This is a genomic window from Paraconexibacter sp. (assembly GCF_041602235.1).
Classification (GTDB): domain Bacteria; phylum Actinomycetota; class Thermoleophilia; order Solirubrobacterales; family Solirubrobacteraceae; genus Paraconexibacter.
Genome location: NZ_JBFIGP010000057.1, coordinates 1 through 16776, shown reverse-complemented (window position 1 = coordinate 16776; position 16776 = coordinate 1). Strand labels below are relative to the sequence as shown.

The 16776-nt window shown below is 72.0% G+C and carries 20 protein-coding genes; 6 read left to right on the top strand and 14 right to left on the bottom strand.

Features of this window, described 5'->3' with window-relative positions; translation table 11 throughout:
* From hypF to ABYE80_RS06950, 14 genes are all read right to left on the bottom strand, one after another.
* Positions 1-1613, bottom strand: a 1613-nt coding sequence (gene hypF / locus ABYE80_RS07015) for a carbamoyltransferase HypF (RefSeq protein WP_372789553.1), incomplete at its 3' end; no start/stop codon positions are given.
* Positions 1610-2806, bottom strand: coding sequence for an SIS domain-containing protein (locus tag ABYE80_RS07010; RefSeq protein ID WP_372789552.1), 1197 nt, complete (start codon positions 2804-2806; stop codon positions 1610-1612). The genes hypF and ABYE80_RS07010, both read right to left, overlap by 4 nt.
* On the bottom strand, positions 2803-3486 hold the full coding sequence (hypB, locus tag ABYE80_RS07005; RefSeq protein WP_372789551.1) for a hydrogenase nickel incorporation protein HypB: 684 nt from the start codon (positions 3484-3486) through the stop codon (positions 2803-2805). The genes ABYE80_RS07010 and hypB overlap by 4 nt, the downstream gene beginning before the upstream one ends.
* Positions 3474-3830 carry a hydrogenase maturation nickel metallochaperone HypA gene (locus ABYE80_RS07000; RefSeq protein ID WP_372789554.1) on the bottom strand — a complete coding sequence of 119 codons (357 nt, stop codon included), beginning with the start codon at positions 3828-3830 and terminating at the stop codon, positions 3474-3476. Before ABYE80_RS07000 ends, hypB begins: the two co-directional genes overlap by 13 nt.
* Complete coding sequence (locus ABYE80_RS06995; RefSeq protein ID WP_372789550.1) at positions 3830-4366, bottom strand: hydrogenase maturation protease; 537 nt, start codon at positions 4364-4366, stop codon at positions 3830-3832. The genes ABYE80_RS07000 and ABYE80_RS06995 overlap by 1 nt, the downstream gene beginning before the upstream one ends.
* Complete coding sequence (locus ABYE80_RS06990; RefSeq protein WP_372789549.1) at positions 4363-5556, bottom strand: hypothetical protein; 1194 nt, start codon at positions 5554-5556, stop codon at positions 4363-4365. The genes ABYE80_RS06995 and ABYE80_RS06990 overlap by 4 nt, the downstream gene beginning before the upstream one ends.
* Complete coding sequence (locus ABYE80_RS06985) at positions 5553-6245, bottom strand: DUF6084 family protein (RefSeq protein ID WP_372789548.1); 693 nt, start codon at positions 6243-6245, stop codon at positions 5553-5555. Before ABYE80_RS06985 ends, ABYE80_RS06990 begins: the two co-directional genes overlap by 4 nt.
* On the bottom strand, positions 6242-7657 hold the full coding sequence (locus tag ABYE80_RS06980; RefSeq protein WP_372789547.1) for a DUF5947 family protein: 1416 nt from the start codon (positions 7655-7657) through the stop codon (positions 6242-6244). The genes ABYE80_RS06985 and ABYE80_RS06980 overlap by 4 nt, the downstream gene beginning before the upstream one ends.
* A 7-nt stretch (positions 7658-7664) precedes the next feature.
* Complete coding sequence (locus tag ABYE80_RS06975) at positions 7665-9446, bottom strand: nickel-dependent hydrogenase large subunit (RefSeq protein ID WP_372789546.1); 1782 nt, start codon at positions 9444-9446, stop codon at positions 7665-7667.
* A gap of 4 nt (positions 9447-9450) precedes the next feature.
* Complete coding sequence (locus ABYE80_RS06970) at positions 9451-10512, bottom strand: hydrogenase expression protein HypE (RefSeq protein ID WP_372789545.1); 1062 nt, start codon at positions 10510-10512, stop codon at positions 9451-9453.
* Positions 10513-10528: 16 nt separating this feature from the next.
* On the bottom strand, positions 10529-11665 hold the full coding sequence (hypE, locus tag ABYE80_RS06965; RefSeq protein ID WP_372789544.1) for a hydrogenase expression/formation protein HypE: 1137 nt from the start codon (positions 11663-11665) through the stop codon (positions 10529-10531).
* Positions 11662-12777 carry a hydrogenase formation protein HypD gene (gene hypD, locus ABYE80_RS06960; protein WP_372789543.1) on the bottom strand — a complete coding sequence of 372 codons (1116 nt, stop codon included), beginning with the start codon at positions 12775-12777 and terminating at the stop codon, positions 11662-11664. Before hypD ends, hypE begins: the two co-directional genes overlap by 4 nt.
* A complete protein-coding gene (locus ABYE80_RS06955) occupies positions 12774-12992 on the bottom strand; it encodes a HypC/HybG/HupF family hydrogenase formation chaperone (protein ID WP_372789542.1) in 219 nt (72 codons plus the stop codon). Before ABYE80_RS06955 ends, hypD begins: the two co-directional genes overlap by 4 nt.
* Positions 12989-13267: a HypC/HybG/HupF family hydrogenase formation chaperone gene (locus ABYE80_RS06950; protein WP_372789541.1), complete on the bottom strand. Its 279-nt coding sequence runs from the start codon at positions 13265-13267 to the stop codon at positions 12989-12991. The genes ABYE80_RS06955 and ABYE80_RS06950 overlap by 4 nt, the downstream gene beginning before the upstream one ends.
* A gap of 138 nt (positions 13268-13405) precedes the next feature.
* Here ABYE80_RS06950 and ABYE80_RS06945 point away from each other — a divergent pair, with 138 nt between their 5' ends.
* The 6 genes from ABYE80_RS06945 to ABYE80_RS06920 form a co-directional block, all read left to right on the top strand.
* Positions 13406-14053, top strand: a complete 648-nt coding sequence (locus ABYE80_RS06945) for a GntR family transcriptional regulator (RefSeq protein WP_372789540.1) — start codon at positions 13406-13408, stop codon at positions 14051-14053.
* Between the two features lie 118 nt (positions 14054-14171).
* Positions 14172-14654 carry a Fur family transcriptional regulator gene (locus ABYE80_RS06940; RefSeq protein WP_372789539.1) on the top strand — a complete coding sequence of 161 codons (483 nt, stop codon included), beginning with the start codon at positions 14172-14174 and terminating at the stop codon, positions 14652-14654.
* Positions 14651-15352, top strand: a complete 702-nt coding sequence (locus ABYE80_RS06935) for an energy-coupling factor ABC transporter permease (protein ID WP_372789538.1) — start codon at positions 14651-14653, stop codon at positions 15350-15352. The genes ABYE80_RS06940 and ABYE80_RS06935 overlap by 4 nt, the downstream gene beginning before the upstream one ends.
* Positions 15349-15657, top strand: a complete 309-nt coding sequence (locus tag ABYE80_RS06930) for a PDGLE domain-containing protein (protein WP_372789537.1) — start codon at positions 15349-15351, stop codon at positions 15655-15657. The genes ABYE80_RS06935 and ABYE80_RS06930 overlap by 4 nt, the downstream gene beginning before the upstream one ends.
* A complete protein-coding gene (cbiQ, locus tag ABYE80_RS06925) occupies positions 15654-16430 on the top strand; it encodes a cobalt ECF transporter T component CbiQ (protein ID WP_372789536.1) in 777 nt (258 codons plus the stop codon). Before ABYE80_RS06930 ends, cbiQ begins: the two co-directional genes overlap by 4 nt.
* Positions 16427-16776, top strand: a 350-nt coding sequence (locus tag ABYE80_RS06920) for an energy-coupling factor ABC transporter ATP-binding protein (protein WP_372789535.1), incomplete at its 3' end; no start/stop codon positions are given. The genes cbiQ and ABYE80_RS06920, both read left to right, overlap by 4 nt.

The following is a 16776-nucleotide window of genomic DNA, read 5'->3' as shown; positions in this document are numbered from 1 at the left end:
GCACCGTCGTAGATCGCTCCGACGGCGCGGTCGGTGACCCCGTGCTCGGCCAGGCAGGCGGCGAGGTGCGCGTGGTGGTGCTGCACGCCGACCACGTCGACGCCGTCCCGCTCCAGCGCGTACCGCGTCGACAGGTAGTCGGGGTGCAGGTCGTGGGCGACCACCCGCGGCCGCACGCCGAGCAGATCCTCGAAGTGCGCCACCCCTTCGACGAACGACGCCAGGACCTCGGCGTTGCGGAGGTCGCCGAGGTGGTGCCCGACCCAGGCCTCCCCGCCCCGCGCCACGCAGAACGTGGACTTCAGCTCCGCCCCGCAGGCCAGCACGTCGCGTGGCGCGGGGATCGGCAGCCGCAGCGCACCGGGCACGTGGCCGCGGGACCGGCGGACGGTCAGCGGCGCTCCCGCCGCGACACGGACGACGCCGTCGTCCGCGCGCATGTGGATCGGCCGGTCGTGGACGAGCATCGCATCGGCGATCGGCGCGAGGCGCGACATCGCGTCCTCGTCCCGGTAGGCGATCGGCTCGTCCGACACGTTGCCGCTGGTCATGACCAGCGGCACGTCGCCCAGATCGTCCAGGAGCAGGTGATGCAGCGGCGTCGAGGGCAGCATCACACCGAGCTCCGCCACCCGCGGGGCGACGCTCGCGGCGACCGCCGTGCGTTCGCGGCGCGGCGCCAGCACGATCGGCCGGGCGACCGACTCCAGCATCTCGACGGCGGCGACCTCGAGCCGCGCCAGCCGCCGGGCCGCGTCCACGTCGGCGACCATCAGGGCGAACGGCCGGTCCTCGCGGTGCTTGCGGGCGCGCAGCCGCGCGACGACCTCCTCGTCATCGGCCCGGCACGCGAGGTGGTACCCGCCCAGGCCCTTCACCGCGAGGATCCTCCCGTCCCGCAGCAGCGCCGCACCGGCGGCGACGGCATCCGCGCTCCGCCCGGCCTCGGGCGAGTCCCCTCGGGCGCCGGGGGGCCCGCCGCTCGTGACGGGCTCGCCCGACCGTGGATCGATCAGGCGCGCCTGCGGTCCGCACGCCGGACACGCGTTGGGCTGCGCGTGGAAGCGACGGTCGGCCGGATCGTCGTACTCGGTCTGGCACGCGTCGCACATCGCGAAGGCGCTCATCGTCGTCCGGGGTCGGTCGTACGGCACCCCGCGGACGATCGTGAACCGCGGCCCGCAGTTGGTGCAGTTGACGAACGGGTAGCGGAAGCGACGGTCCTCCGGGTCCCGCAGCTCGCGCAGGCAGTCCGCGCACGGCGCGCAGTCCGGCGTCACCGGCACCTGGCGCGCGCCCGCCCGATCCCGCGTCGGAGGACTCGCGACGATCGCGAAGCCGCGCCTGCCCGCGGGCGCGAGGTCGGTGACGCGGACGGTCTCCACGTGCGCGAGCGCCGGCGCCGCGGCGACGAGGTCGTAGAGGAAGCGGTCGACGTCGGCGGGCTGTCCCTCGACCTCCGCGAGGACGCCCTCGCTGTCGTTCAGGACGTAGCCCGCGAGCGCGTGGGCGTTCGCGATGCGGTGCACGAACGGACGGAACCCGACGCCCTGCACGACGCCCTCGACGCGCACGGCGACGCGACGCAGCGTCCGCAGCGCCGGGGCGCTCACCGAGGGGGCTCCTCCACCCACGTCCGCAGGGCGTGCAGCACGGTCGCCTGCGCCTCCTGGATGCGCGGGATGTGCTCGGAGCGCGCAACGACGACGTGGTCGGCCAACCGGTCGGCGAGGACCGCTCCGCCGTCGTAGCCCACGAGCGCCACCGTCACGAGACCGTCCCGGCGTGCCTGCGCCAGCGCGTGCAGCACGTTGCGCGACCCGCCGCTCGTCGAGATCGCGACGAGGACGTCCCCGGGCCGACCGTGGGCGATCACCTGCCGGGTGAAGATCGCCTCCACGCCGACGTCGTTGGCGACAGCGGTGAGCACCGCCGAGGAGCTCGTGAGATCCAGCGCCGGGCGCGCCGGCCACCCCGACCCGGCGGGTGGCGCGCGGAAGTCCGCCACGATGTCCGCGGCATCCGTCGCCGATCCGCCGTTGCCGAGGGCCAGGAGCCGACCGCCGTCATGCAGGGAGCGCCGTACCGCCGCGGCGGCCGCGCGGACCTCCGCGAACCCGTCTCGCAGCGTGGCCGCACGGAGCGCGTGGGCCTCCGCCGCCTTGGCCCGGACCGAGTCGGCCACGTCGCCGAGCACCGCGTCGAGGTCGTCCTCCCGCTCGTCGAGGAACGGGTACAGGAAGCCCGAGGCTCCGCTGTCGTGGTGAGCCCGCTCGGTCCGCCCGGCGAGCAGCCCGCGATGCTCGAAGAACACGTGCACGAGCTCCCACAGGACGTGGTAGGTGGTCTCGATCAGCTCCTGGGCGACGAACGGGTCCTGCGTCGGGGCCGGGAACTCCCACGCGGCGCCGGACCCGGCGAACGCGATGGTCAGGCAGCCACGGCCGCGTGCCGCCGCGACCGCGGTACGGACCTCGTCGGCGTCGCCGAACGCCATCACGATGTCGTCGCGGTCGGCGTGCAGCGCGATGTCGGCGGTCTCGAGCGCGAGCGCGGGGAGCGCCCGCTTGCCGACGATGACGGGGTGGACGAACTCGACCTCCACGTGGGCGACGTCGGTCGCGTCCGCGGCGCTGCACCCGACCACCAGCAGCCGGCCGCCGCGGGCGAAGCGCTCGGCCATCGCGTGGCAGACCCGCGCGAGCCTGGGAGCCTGCTCGTCGAACCACCCCGCGGCCGCGCGCGCAGCGAGCAGCCCGTCGACGGAGTCGGTCGCGACGCCGGGCTCCCCGGCGGCGGTGCTCATACGGGACTCGCCGTCCGCTCGGGCAGCGCCGCGAGCCAGTCCCGGACCTCCCCGATCCCCTCACCGGTCCGCGCGCTGCAGGTCATCACGGTCACCCCCGGATGCACCTGGTCCAGGTAGTGCCGGAACCGCTCGACGTCGAAGTCGACGTGCGGCAGCAGGTCGATCTTGTTGAGGATGACGAGCTCGCAACTGCGGAACATGAGCGGGTACTTGAGCGGCTTGTCGGCGCCCTCGGCGACCGAGGCGACCATGATCCGGGCGTCCTCGCCGAGGGCGAACTCGGCGGGACAGACGAGGTTCCCGACGTTCTCCACGATGAGGAGGTCGAGGTCCGCGAGCGGCAGCGACGGCAGCGCGGACCGCACCATGTTCGCGTCGAGGTGGCACTCGCCGCCGAACCCCGAGTCGGTGTTGAGCTGGACGACGGGCAGGTGCAGGTGCGCGAGCCGGTCGGCGTCGAGGCTCCCCTGGACGTCGCCCTCCAGCACGCCCGCCCGGACCGACCCGAGCCCGTCGGCGAGCACCCGTTCCAGCACCGTCGTCTTGCCCGCTCCGGGCGCGCTCATGAGGTTGACGACCGTGACGCCGTGACGGTCGAAGTCGTCGCGGTTGGCCCGCGCGATCGTGCTGTTGGCGTCCAGTGCGTCCTCGACGACCCGGACCTTCACGCGGTGCATGCTGGGGTTCCCTCCTCGACCTCGATCGTCTCGACCTCGAGCTCCTGGCCCGAGACCACGTCCACCTCGGCGCTGCCGCAGACCTCGCAGCGGAACGCCGGCTCCTCGATGCCCCACTCGCGGTCGCAGGGACCGCAGCGCAGCCGTGCCGGCACGACGTCCCACGTCAGCACGGCGCCTTCGCACAGCGTGTCGCGGGCCACGATCCCGAAGAAGAACTCCAGCGAGTCGGGCACCACCTGCCGCAGCGTCCCGAGCCGCAGGTGCACGCCGGTGACGCGTCGGCCCGCCGCGTGCCGGATCGCGGTGTCGACGACGGCGGAGCTGACCGACAGCTCGTGCATCACGCGGCCCCGCGCTGGTAGGCGGCGTCGGTCTGCAGCTCGGCGATCGTCTCGAGCACGAGGGTCATCGCTCGCTGCACCGCGGCCTCCACCTGCGGGCTCAGGCCGAGGCCGGGCTCGTCGATCTCCCCCGGCTCGCAGCCGATCACCAGCACCTTCCCCGGCCAGCCTCCGGTCGCGTTCACGAACCGCAGGACGGTCTGCGGGTTCATGTCGTGCGGGTCGATCATCTCCCCGTCCTCGATGCTGCCCTCGACGTCCTCCCGCGCGGGCTCCATCACGTAGAGCGTCCCGGGGTCGCCGCCCTGACGCGTCGCGTCGACGAGCAGCATCGCGTCGTACCCGCGCATCACCTCGTAGGCGAGGTCCAGGCCGCTGGTGCCGAAGTCCAGGACGGTCACCCCCGAGGGGACACCGGCGGCCTCGAGCCGTCGGGCGACCTCGCCGCCGAAGGCGTCGTCGCGCATCCACGCGTTGCCGACACCGGCGACGAGGATCTGCTTCTCGGGCGCCTGCGGGTGCTCTTCGTGGCTCATGCGGGGGTCCTCTCGTCGAGCGGCTCGACCTCGTCGGGCTTGAAGTACAGGTAGCGGCCGATGTCGCGCATCAGCACCTGGCCGGGATCGTCGTCGACGGTCACGCAGAGGTGCACGATGTCCGAGTAGTCGACGTAGATGCGCTCGATCGTGGCCGGGCGGCCGTCGAGCAGGTGGTCCTGGGCGTTGCGGGGTGGGTTGGACGTCCGCGGGCGCAGCCGCACCCGGTCACCGAGCCGGTAGCTGACGCCGGACACGGTGATCTGCTGCTCGCCGCGCAGCTCCTCCCCGAACGTCGGCAGGCCCATCAGGGTCCGGGGCTCGGGCGCGGACGGCACGACGTCCTTGATCGTCACGCGGCCGCGCAGCTTCTGGAACTCCTCCGGGGTGGTCGCCGCGGCCCGGCGGACCATCTCGCGGATCGCCGGATCCTGCTCGGCGATCTCGTCCACCTCGCCCTCCGAGAGCGCGAGCACGTGCAGCAGCAGCGCCTCCTCGATCTCGGTGCCGTCGAACAGGTCGCCGCGCGACTCGGGCGCGAGCTGCGGATGGTCGGGGAGGACGATCGCGCACCCGAGCACCACGTCGTCCTCGGGCGAGGCCAGCACCGGGAACGTGTTGACGTTCGCGCAGGCCATGTTCGCGGTGGCGGCGTGCTCGGCGGGAGCGGTGGGCGACACGAACCTCGCGCCCGTCGCACGCGCGATCACGTGGGTCGAGAGCAGCGACGACCGCAGCGCCCCGGGGCGGTCGAGGCCCTCGGGCACGTCGGTGTGGTTGTGGACCTCGACGGTGACGCGCACGAGGCCGTCGTGGAAGGTCTGCGCGGCGAGCCGCACCTCCCCGTGGACGCGGGCGAAGCGCAGAGGGTGCACGACGGGCTGCGCCTCGAGCGCCGCGAGGCGCACGGCCGGGAGCGCGATCCGCTGCTCACGGCCCTCGTGCCGCTCGCCCGAGGGCTCCAGGCACAGCACCTCGGCGGCGACGGTCGCCGTCCCCGGATCCGTGGTCTGCGCGATGACCTGCAGCCGTAGGTGGTCGTACGTGGTCGGGCTCTCCCGCGCGTACGCGGGCGGGTAGACGATCCCGAACGGCGTCGGCGTCGCGTTCTTCGTCGCCCCGGGGGTGTACGGGTACAGCGCGTAGCCCTCGTAGAGCAGCGTCCGCGCGAGTTCGTCCACGTCGGTCACGGCGCCCCCTCTCCCCGCTCGTCGAGCAACGCGTGCACCGTGTCGTCGAACGAGCGGTGGCCGCGAGCGGCCTTGCGGGCCGCGAGCCGGTCGAGCGTCGCCGGGGCCAGCCGCACCCAGCCCCCTCCGGGGTACTGCTCGTCCATCGCCGCGCGCCACGCGGCGATCGGCATGGCCCACTGCGCGTGACAGCTCCAGGGCACCGGGACGACCTGCAGATGGTCCTGCGTGCCGCGGTACAGGATCATGCCGCTGAAGTGGAAGGTCAGCGGCACGGTTCCGTCGCGCAGGCCGTGGAAGTACTTGGCGCTCGCGACCTCCAGGTCGTAGGTGCAGGGGACCTCGACCGCGAACGACGTCGCCCCGGTGAACCCGGGGACCAGCGCCTCGATGCGCGCCCACTGGAACGGGTGCGTGGTGGCCGCCCAGCGCTCCGGTGCGCCGAACAGCTCGACGAGCCGCTCCTGGGTCTCGCGGTCGTAGGTCCGGCGGGCCGGCTGGATCTGGATCTGCGTCGACAGCGCGATCGCGTGGACCGCGCGACCGGCCGGGTCGCTGACGTGCAGGTGGAAGCGCAGGGTGGGCGTGGCGGCGTAGGGCACCGACTCGACGTCGAGGACCTCGAAGACCGGCTCCGCCGTGGGGTTCGACGGGGATCCCTCGTCGCTCGCGATCACCTCGAGCTTCACGCCGCCACCGCCGGACCGGGTCGTAGACGGTCGAAGAACTCGCCGACCGCGCCCTCGACGGCGTCGCCGCCGCTGATCCCCTCCCAGCGCTCCTTGATGAGCCCGACGAGGCGGTAGCACTGGTCGATCGGGGCGATCACGTACTCGCCGCTCCCGTCACGGGGGAGGCGGTTGACGATCAGGGCCTCGGCGTCCGGCTCGATCCGGTCCAGGACCGGGTTGAGCTCGACCAGCCGGTCCCACTCGGCGAGCTCGAGCTCGCACTCGGTCGCGCCCGCCGGACTCGGGTACAGGGCGACCATGCCGCCGGTGACGCTGGAGCGCATCACGAACGCCAGTCCGGTCGGGATGTTGAACGCCGCCCACACGTCGTCGGGCAGCGTGAAGTCCTCGAGCCACAGCGTCCGGCTGCCGGTCGGGCGGTACTCCGGGTCCCCGGAGTGGATCGACCAGCAGGTCTCGCAGACGCACAGGATCCGCCGCTCGTCGAGGTGCAGCAGGTGGCGGTGATCGTCGGAGAGCCCCGACGGGCACAGCTCGCAGGTCGCGTCCTGGCGGCCGGCGACGTCGTCGACCGCCTCGACGGCGACACGGACGCCGTCCTTGCCGCGCAGGAGCGGCACGGGGGTGAGCTGCAGGCCCTCTCCCCCCGTGCTTCGGCCGGCGCGTGGCAGGTCGTAGGCGCGGCCGCACGCCGCACAGGTCAGCGTGCCGCCCAGCAGGACGCCGTCGCTCACCGGGGCGGGACAGCCGGCGCAGTGGTCCTCGTAGGCCAGCAGCGTCCCCGCGATGTTCGCGACGAGCAGCCCCTGCGTCGCCCGGACCATGTGCCCGCGCTGGATCTCCTGGGCGCCTTCGAGCGGCACCCAGGTCTTCTCGCGCGCCTCCTGGGACCCGGGCGTGACCGTCCGGGCCGGCACGGCACCCTGCACCTCCAGGCCCAGCAGGTCCGGCGCGTACGCCTCGATGGCCTCCTCGATCCCGTGCTTCAGCGTCGCCGCGGAGGCGCCACAGCCGTCGCAGCTACCTAGCAGCCGCAGCCGCGCGACGCCGTCGGCGACCCCGAGCAGCTCGACGTCCCCGCCGTGCGACTCGAGGTAGGGGCGGACCTCCTGCAGCGCCTCGCGCACCCGCGTCTCCAGGCTCACGGGGTACAGGTCGTGCATCAGCATGAGGCTGGCCACGACCCCGTCCTGCGTGAGGCGCTCGCGAACGCCGGCGATCGCCGGATCGTCGCCCTCGAGGGCCGCGAAGATCCGCTGCAGGCCGTCGCCGTACATCTCGATGATCGCCCCCGCGAGCTCGTCGACGAGCTCGCGGGCGGCGGCGTCGGGCATGGCGTCGACCTGTGCCGTCAGCTCCTGCACCCTGGCGGCGAGCGCCTCCTGCGGTGTCGTCGCCGGGTCGTTCATCGCGCCGTCAGCACATGCCCGTCGGGGTGTGCACGACCTTGCGCACCTTGCCCTTGCCGTACATGTGCACGCCGCAGGGCAGGCACGGGTCGAACGAGTGCACGGCGCGCATGATGTCCACGCCCTTGAAGTCGTCCGGTCCGTTCTCCTCGAAGATCGGCGTGTTCTGCACCGCGTCCTCGTAGGGCCCCGGCGTCCCGTGCACGTCGCGCGGATTGGCGTTCCACGGCGTCGGCGGGTAGGGCTGGTAGTTGGCGATCTTGCCCTCCTTGATCACCATGTGGTGGGAGAGCACCCCGCGGGCCGCCTCGTGGAAGCCGACGCTCACGGCCTCGTCCGGCACCGTGAAGTGGTTCCAGCTCTTCGTCCGGCCCGCCCGGACCTCCTCGAAGGCCTTCTCGAGGTTGTACAGGCCGACCAGCGCCGAATACGCCTGGTGGTAGGTCCGCGCCCGCTGACGCTCGATCGCGTTGGACCACGGCGGGATCTTCCACTCGAGCTCCATCTCCGGCATGAACCCCGTCTTGGGGAGGACCATCTGCAGGGATTCGCCGGTCGCCTTCAGGTACCCGATGTCCAGCAGCCCGGCCTTCGCCGTCACCCACTGCCGGGCGAACGGTCCGCCGCCCGTGTCGCTGGCGACGTACCGGTCGTTCTTCGCGTCGTACATGCGCGGTGACGCGACCCACGAGTACTTGTCGGCGAAGTCGCGGGCCTGCGGCTTGGGCAGGGTCTGCTTGTTCCACGGGTGGCGCGGATCGACCGGGTTGCCCAGCGGGTCCTGGGTGACGAACGGAGCCGTCTTGCCGGCCCAGTCGTCGAAGTACGACGAGCCGAGCAGGATGCGGATCGCGAGGTTGATCTCCACGAGGTCGGTGGTGATGAGCTCGCCCTTGAACACCAGACCGGGCGTGACGAACCGCTTGCGGCCCCACTCGGTCATGTTCTTGTAGGAGTAGTCGACGTAGTCGGGATCGTCGAACGCGCCCCAGCAGATGAGGTCCGTCTCTCGGAACCCGACCTTCTCGTACCCCGGCAGCGCCTCGTAGAAGAAGTCGTAGAGGTCGTCGTGCATCGGGACCGTGCGCTTGCAGTAGTCCATGTACCGCATCAGGCGCACGTAGTAGTCGGTCAGCGTCTGGTGGGTGATGTCCGCGCTGCAGCCGCCCGGCAGGATGGTCGACGGGTGGGTGTGCCGGCCGCCGAACAGGCAGTACATCTCGCGGGTGTACCGCGCCACCTGCAGCGTCTCGAGGTAGAACTCGCCCGTGAACGCGTTGAGCGCGCGCATGATGTCGGCGATCGTCTTGTAGCCGTGGATCGCCGCGTGCGGGGCCGACGTCTGCTCGGCCTTCGCGAGCACCCCGGGGTTGGTGGCCTTGACCATCTGCTCGGAGTAGTCGACGTTCGCCATGCAGTCGTTGTAGATCGCGTGGTCGAACATGAAGTCGGCGGACTCCGCGAGGTTGAACGCGTAGTCGCCGAGCTTCGGCGGCTTCACGCCGTAGGCCATGTTCTGGTTCAGGCAGCTGCAGGTGCAGTGGTTGTCCCCGCAGATGCCGCAGATGCGGCTGGTGATGAAGTGCGCGTCACGAGGGTCGATGCCCTTCATGAAGATGTCGAAGCCCCGGAAGATCATCGACGTCGAGTAGCACTTGTTCACCTGCTGGTTGGTGAAGTCGATCTCCGTGTGGATGCCGAGCGACCCGACGATGCGGGTGATCGGATCCCAGGACATCTCCTTGACGACGACCTCCTGGCCGCTCTTGGGAATCTCGGTCGTGCTCATGTGATCACCAGGTCTTCGTGTAGCCGGTCGTGAGCTCTGCGCGGTTGTGCCGCCACTCGGGTTCGATGTCGTAGGTGCGCTTGATCGACTGCTTGCGTCCCCACCGCAGCACGGCGCCGTAGGTGTACTTCGCGGCGAACGAGCTGATCTTGGCGTTGGTGGCCTCCTCCATGAACGGCATGTACTTGTCGGGGAAGCCCGGCATCGTGCAGGCCATGCAGATGCCGCCGACGTTCGGGCAGCCGCCGACGCCGCTCTGCCATCCGCGCAGCGGGACGTTGCACTTGACCACCGGCCCCTTGCAGCCCAGCTTCACCAGGCAGCGGTGGTCAGAGCCGTACTCGGTCGCGAAGTTGCCCGACTCGTAGAAGGCCGCGCGGTTGCAGCTCTCGTGCGCGGTGCGGCCGAACAGGTGCGTCGGGCGCCCGGCCTCGTCGAGCTCGGGCACCGGGCCCATGCCCGCCAGCGCGAACACGAGGTACATGAGCATCTCGGTCATGTTGTCCGGCTGCGCGGGACACCCGGGGATGTTCACGATCGGGATGCCCGCCTTGGACTTCCAGTTCCAGCCCAGGTAGTCGCGCACACCCATCGCGCCCGTCGGGTTGTTCTTCATCGCCGGGATGCCGCCGTAGGTGGCGCACGTCCCGATCGCGACGACGGCGGCCGCCTTGGGCGCCAGGCGGTCGATCCACTCGTTGGTGGTGATCGGCTGCCCGGTCTCCTTGTCGTAGTGGAAGCCGGTCCAGTGGCCGTCGCCGTTGATCTTCTCGTTGCCGAGCGACCCCTCGATCACCAGCACGAAGGGGTCGAGCTTCCCCTCCTGCGCGTCGTACCACGCCTGCGCGTAGTCGTCGCCGTAGTCGAACGCGATCACCTGGTTGTGCACCACCACCTTCGGCATGCCGGGGATGGCCCCGGTGATGATGTCCTCCAGGCTGGGGTTCGTCGCGCTCGTCATCGCGACGGAGTCCCCCTCACACGAGAGACCGACGGTCATCCACAGCACGTGGGCCGTGATCGCCTCCGTCTTGGCCTGGTTGGGTGCGAACTCCACTGATGCCATCGTTCTCCTGCTCCTCTCAGCAGATCCGCGGAAGCGGATCGCCCACGAGTTGATCCAGCACGCGTTTCCCGCCGAACGCCGTCTCCACGAGCACGAGCCCCGTGGGCGACGTCTTCACCTCACCGATCTCCGTCGCTGCCCCGAACTCCTCGCCGCTGCCCCGCAGGGCCTTCAGCGCCGCCTCAGCTCCCTCCGGCGCCACCACTGCCACGAACACCCCCTCGTTCGCCACGTGCATCGGGTCGATCCCGAGCAGCTCGGCGGCCCCGGTCACCACGGGAGACACCGGCACCGCCGCCTCGCGCACGAGCATCGCCACGCCGGAGGCGCGCGCCAGCTCGTTGAGGACCGACGCGACGCCCCCGCGGGTCGCGTCGCGCAGGCAGCGAAGGTGCGGCCCGGCCGCCGCGAGCATCGCGTCGACCGCCGGCCACAGCGGGCGCGTGTCGGACTCCACCTCGGCGCCGAGGTCGAACTCGCCGCGGGCGAGCATGATCGCCGTGCCGTGCTCCCCGATGCGTCCGGACAGCAGGATGCGATCGCCCGCCCGCAGGCCGGCCGGGGAGAGCGAGGCACGGGCATCGACGTGGCCCACGCCGGTCGTGCAGAGATACATCTGGTCGCACGCGCCACGCTCGACGACCTTGGTGTCACCGGAGACGACCTGCACCCCGGCCTCGCGCGCCGCGTCGGCGATCGCCTGCACCTCGGCCCGCAGCGCCTCGGCGGGCAGGCCCTCCTCGAGGATCATCGACAGGGTCAGGGCCAGCGGGCGGGCTCCCGCCATCGCCAGGTCGTTGACCGTGCCGTTGACCGCGAGCTCCCCGATCGACCCGCCGGGGAAGCGCAGCGGCTTGACGACGAAGCTGTCGGTGCTGACCGCCACGCCCACGTCGTCGATCACGACCGTGCCGGCATCGGCCAGCTCGTCCAGCGCGCGGGAGGCGAACGCGGGGACGAGCAGCCCCTCGATCAGCGACGCGGTCGCCTTGCCGCCGGCGCCGTGCGCCATCGTGATCCGGTCGTCGCGGAACTTCGCCCGCTTGGCGCGCGTGGTCTCGATGATCCCGAGGATCCGGTCCTCGCGGTCGGAGGTGCTGTTCCGGCCCTCCGGCGTCGCAAGCGCCGCCCGCGGCTCGACGTCACCCGTCACACCATCACCTTGTCCCGCGCGAAGCGCCCGTAGTTGTAGTACGCGGCGCACGCGCCCTCGCTGGACACCATGCAGGTGCCGATCGGACGCTCCGGCGTGCACGCGGTGCCGAAGACCTTGCACTCGAACGGGCGGATGACGCCCTTGAGGACCTCGCCGCACTGACAGGCCTTCGGATCGGCGACCCGGACCCCGGGGACGGAGAAGCGCAGCTCGGCGTCGAAGGCCGCGTAGTCGTCGTGCAGCCGCAGCCCGCTGTGCGAGATGAACCCGAGGCCGCGCCACTCGAAGTGCGGGCGCAGGGTGAACACCTCGGAGAGCACCGCGAGCGCCGCGAGGTTGCCCTCGTAGGGGACGACCCGCTTGTACTGGTTCTCGACCTCGCAGCGGCCCTCGGCGAGCTGGCGCAGGATCATCAGGACCGACTGCAGGATGTCGACCGGCTCGAAGCCGCTGACCACCACCGGCTTGCCGTAGTCGGCGGGGATGAACTCCAGGGGACGGGCCCCCACGACGGTCGACACGTGGCCCGGGCCGACGAAGCCGTCGAGCCGCAGGTCCGGCGACTCGAGCAGCGCACGCAATGGCGGGACGATCGTGACGTGGTTGCAGAAGCACGAGAAGTTCTCGACTCCCTCCGTCCGCGCCCGCTTCAGCGTCAGCGCGGTGGACGGGGCGGTCGTCTCGAACCCGATGGCGAAGAAGACGACCTCGCGGTCCGGCTCGGAGCGGGCGATGCGCAGCGCGTCGAGCGGCGAGTACACCATCCGGATGTCCGCGCCGCGCGCCTTGGCGTCCTGCAGCGTGCCGTCGGACCCCGGCACGCGCATCATGTCCCCGAAGCAGGTGAAGATCACGCCGGGTTCGTGCGCCATCGCGATCGCGTCGTCCACGCGACCCATCGGGATGACGCACACCGGGCAGCCGGGACCGTGGACCAGCTCGACGTTCTCGGGCAGCAGATCGTCGATCCCGTACTTGTAGATCGAGTGGGTGTGCCCGCCGCAGACCTCCATGATCTTGTAGTGCCGGCCGGGTTCGACGGTCGCCAGGATCTGCCCGGCCAGCGTGCGGCCCAGCACGGGATCGCGGAACTCGTCGACGAACCTCATGCCGGCGTCCCCGTCCGCGCCAGCGCGGTGCCGGCGTGCACGAGCAGGACGTCGCCGGGCTGGACCTCGCCGACCAGCGCGGTCTCGACCGTGCTGTGCGACCCGTCGGCCTCCTCGCAGAGCGCCAGGACACGCTCGGTGTCGACGGCGAGCACCGTCATCTCGCAGCCTTCGTCCGAGCACGTGATGCAGTGGTGGCGCTCGACGTCGCTCATTCGATCACGCTCGCCTTGAGCTCCTCGAGCTCCGCCTCGTAGTCCTCGCCCATGCCCTGCAGCAGCGACAGGGTCGCCTGCGCCTCGGCCTCGTCGATCCGGGAGAGCGCGAACCCGACGTGGATCAGGACCCAGTCCCCCTTCGCCGTCCGCCGTCCGGGCTCGTCGACCAGTCCGACGTTGATCGTCCGCCGGACACCCGCCACGTCCACGACGGCGAGCCGGAGCGACTCGTCGGCGATCTCGATGACCTTGCCCGGGATGGCCAGGCACACGTGGATCAGCTCCCGCGAAGTAGGACGGATGGCGGACTTCGCCTCATGGTCTACTCGGGGTCCGGGCCGCGTTGCAACGGTCTTGACGCCGGTGGTCTACTGATATGTGAGATGCCAGTACCCTCCGGAAATGAGACCGTGGAGCGGCATTTGCTGCGCGACACGGCGTACGTCGCGATCCGGGACGCGATCGTCGACGGAACACTGTCCCCGGACGAGCGGCTGCACGACGTCGAGCTGTGCGCGTGGCTGAACCTCAGCCGCACGCCGGTCCGGGAAGCGCTCGCGCGCCTGGAGGACGAGGGTCTCGTCGAGACCGTCCCCCAGCGCTTCACCCGGGTCCGTCCGCTGCTCGCCCGTGACGCGCACAACTGCTTCCCGCTCCTCGCCGCGGTCCACGCGCTCGCGACCGAGCTCGCGGTGCCGAGGCTCACGCGCCAGGACATCGACGAGCTCCGCGCCGCGAACGCGTCGTTCGTCGAGGCGATGGAGTTCCGCTCACCGAGCGCGACGTTCACGGCGGACGAGCGCTTCCACACCGTGTTCGTCCGGCGCGCCGACAACCCCGAGGTGACGCGGGCGCTCGAGCGCATGTCGGCCCGCCTGCGGCGACTCGAGATGCTCCGCACCGGGGCGCTGCCCGGTCGCCGCTCCGCCGCGCAGCACGAGGCGATCATCGCGCGCGCCAGCGCCGGCGACGCATCCGGCGCGGCGTCGGCGACACGTGAGAACTGGCTCGAGCTGGGCGGCCTGATCGAGCGGTCGCTCCCGGGCGACGACGGCTGAGCCGCGAGGAAAGCGCGCCCGTGCCGCGCCGCTGAAATGTTGCGCGGCCGGCGAGGGCTCTGCTACTACCGACTCGTTCCTGTGAACGGTTCGCAGGTAGCCGAGGAGGGAGGTCGCCATGACGGTTGCGCATCCCGGGCCGGCAGTCGCCGCTCGCGACGTCGAGAGCGCGGCGGCGCTCATGCGCGAGCGTGGACTGCGCGTCTCGGCGGCACGCCGCCTCGTGCTCGAGGTGCTGTTCGCCACCCGGGAGCCGGTCCGCGCCGAACGCATCGCCTCCGGGCTCGAGGGCCGCTTCCCGCGGTCGGATCTCGGATCGGTCTACCGCAATCTCGAGACGCTGGAGCAGGTCGGGCTGGTCCGCCATCTGCACCTGGGCCACGGACCGGGCCTCTACGCGCTCGCCGACGGCCGTCCGAGCGAGTACCTCCTGTGCGAGTCCTGCGACGCGGTCCGCGTGGTCGTCCCCGCGCAACTCGACCGGGTGCGGCGCCTGCTGCACGAGCGCTTCGGCTTCGAGGCCCGCTTCAGCCACTTCCCGATCGTGGGCACGTGCGCGGACTGCGCGCGACGCGCGTCCGCCGAGCAGGCCGACCCATGACGGTCCTCGCCCTGCACATCCCCGACGGCTTCCTCAGTGGTCCGGTCGCCGCGGGGTCCGCGATCCTCGCGCTCGGCGCTGTGGCCCTCGCCCTGCGCATCGCGGACAGGACCATCGACGACGCCCAGGTCCCGCTGCTGGGGGTCGTCGCGGCGTTCGTGTTCGTCGCCCAGATGCTGAACTTCCCGGTGGCGGGTGGCACCAGCGGCCACGTCCTCGGCGCGGCGCTCGCCGCGGTGCTCCTGGGTCCCTGGACGGCGTGCCTGGTGATGACCGTCGTCGTGGCGACCCAGGCGCTCGCGTTCGCCGACGGCGGGGTCGGTGCGCTCGGGGCCAACGTCCTCAACCTGGGGGTCCTGGGCGCCCTCGTCTCCGGGTTCCTGCTCGCCGCCGTCGTGCACGCGCGTCCCTCGCGCACCGTCTACCTCGCGGCGGTCGGCGTCGCGGCGTGGCTCGCCGTGATGCTCGCGGCCGTCGCGACGAGCGTGGAGCTCGCGCTGTCCGGCACGGTCCCGCTGCACGTCGTGCTGCCGGCGATGCTCGGCGTCCACGCCCTGATCGGTGTGGGCGAGGCCCTCGTCACCGTCGCTGCCGTCAGCGGCCTGCTCGCCGCCCGACCGGACCTCGTGCACCTGGGCGGGCGCACGTTCCCCGGTCCTGGCCGCCTGGCGCCGCGCCCGGACGGCGCGCTGACATGACCGGCCGGCGCGGACTGCTCGTGCTGCTCGTCGCCGCCGTCGCGGCGCTCGCCGCCTTCGCCTCCCCGTTCGCCGCCTCCAGCCCGGACGGTCTGTCGGCGGTCGCGCGTGACCACGGGTTCGCGGCGGACCGCAGCATGGCCGCCGCCCGGCGTGACGCCCCGTTCTCCGACTACGCCGTCCCGGGCGTCGGAGGGGATCGCACCTCCAAGGGCCTGTCGGGGCTCATCGGCGTGACCCTGGTGTTCGGCGCGGCGGCCGGCACCGGCCTCGCGCTGCGGCGACGGCACCGGGGCGCCGCATGAGCGCCGCCCGCGGCGTGACGCTGTCGGGCGTGGCGGGCGATCCGGGCAGTCCGATCCATCGCCTCGATCCGCGCGCGAAGATCCTCGGGCTGCTCACGGTCACCGTGGTCGCCGTCACGGCGCCGCTGCACGCGTGGCCGGTGTTCGTCGCCTGCGCCACGGTGCTGCTCGGCGTCGGTCTGGCGGCACGCATCGGGGTGGGCGACCATCTGCGCCGCGTCCGCCCGGCGCTGGTGCTCGTGGTGCCGGTGGCGGTGGTGGTCCCCTTTGTGCGCGTAGGCGGCGAGGCGCACGCCCTCGGCCCGCTCACGGTGCACGACGCCGGGCTGCACGTGCTCGCGAGCGTGCTCGTCAAGTCGGCGCTCGGCGTGTCCAGCGGCGCGCTGCTCACGCTCACCACGCCCTTCCCCGACGTGCTCCGCGGCCTGCAGGCGCTCCGCGCTCCCCGCCTGCTCGTGCTGATCGCGGGCCTCATGTACCGCTACGTCTTCGTGGTCGCCGACGAGGCCGGACGCATGCGCACCGCGCTCACGGCGCGGTCGTACCGCCCGCGAACCGTCGCGCACGCCGGCACGCTGGGACGTCTGGCCTGCGGGCTCTTCCTGCGCAGCTACGAACGCGGGGAGCGGGTGCACGTCGCGATGCTGGCGCGCGGGTACGACGGTCGCATGCCCCAGCTCGTCCGGCTGCGCCCTACGCGCACGGACACGGTCTTCGTGGTCTGCATCGCGGCGCTGCTCCTCCCGCTGCGGCTGCTCGGAGCGCCAGGATGAGCGCCGTGGTCGAGGCCGACGGGTTCGGGTACGCGTATCCGAACGGTCACGTCGCGCTGGCGGACGTCGACCTCCGCATCGCGACCGGGGAGCGCGTGGCGCTCCTGGGACCCAACGGCGCGGGCAAGACGACGTTCCTCCTGGCGCTCATCGCGATCCTCCGTGGCGCGGGACGGCTCGAGATCGACGGGCTGACCGTCGCCGCCGACACGGCGCGCGCGCTGCGGGCGCGGGTGGGGCTGGTGTTCCAGGACCCGGACGACCAGCTGTTCATGCCGACGGTCGCCGAGGACGTGGCGTTCGGACCGCTCAACCTCGGCCTGGCCCACGACGAGGTGCTGCGGCG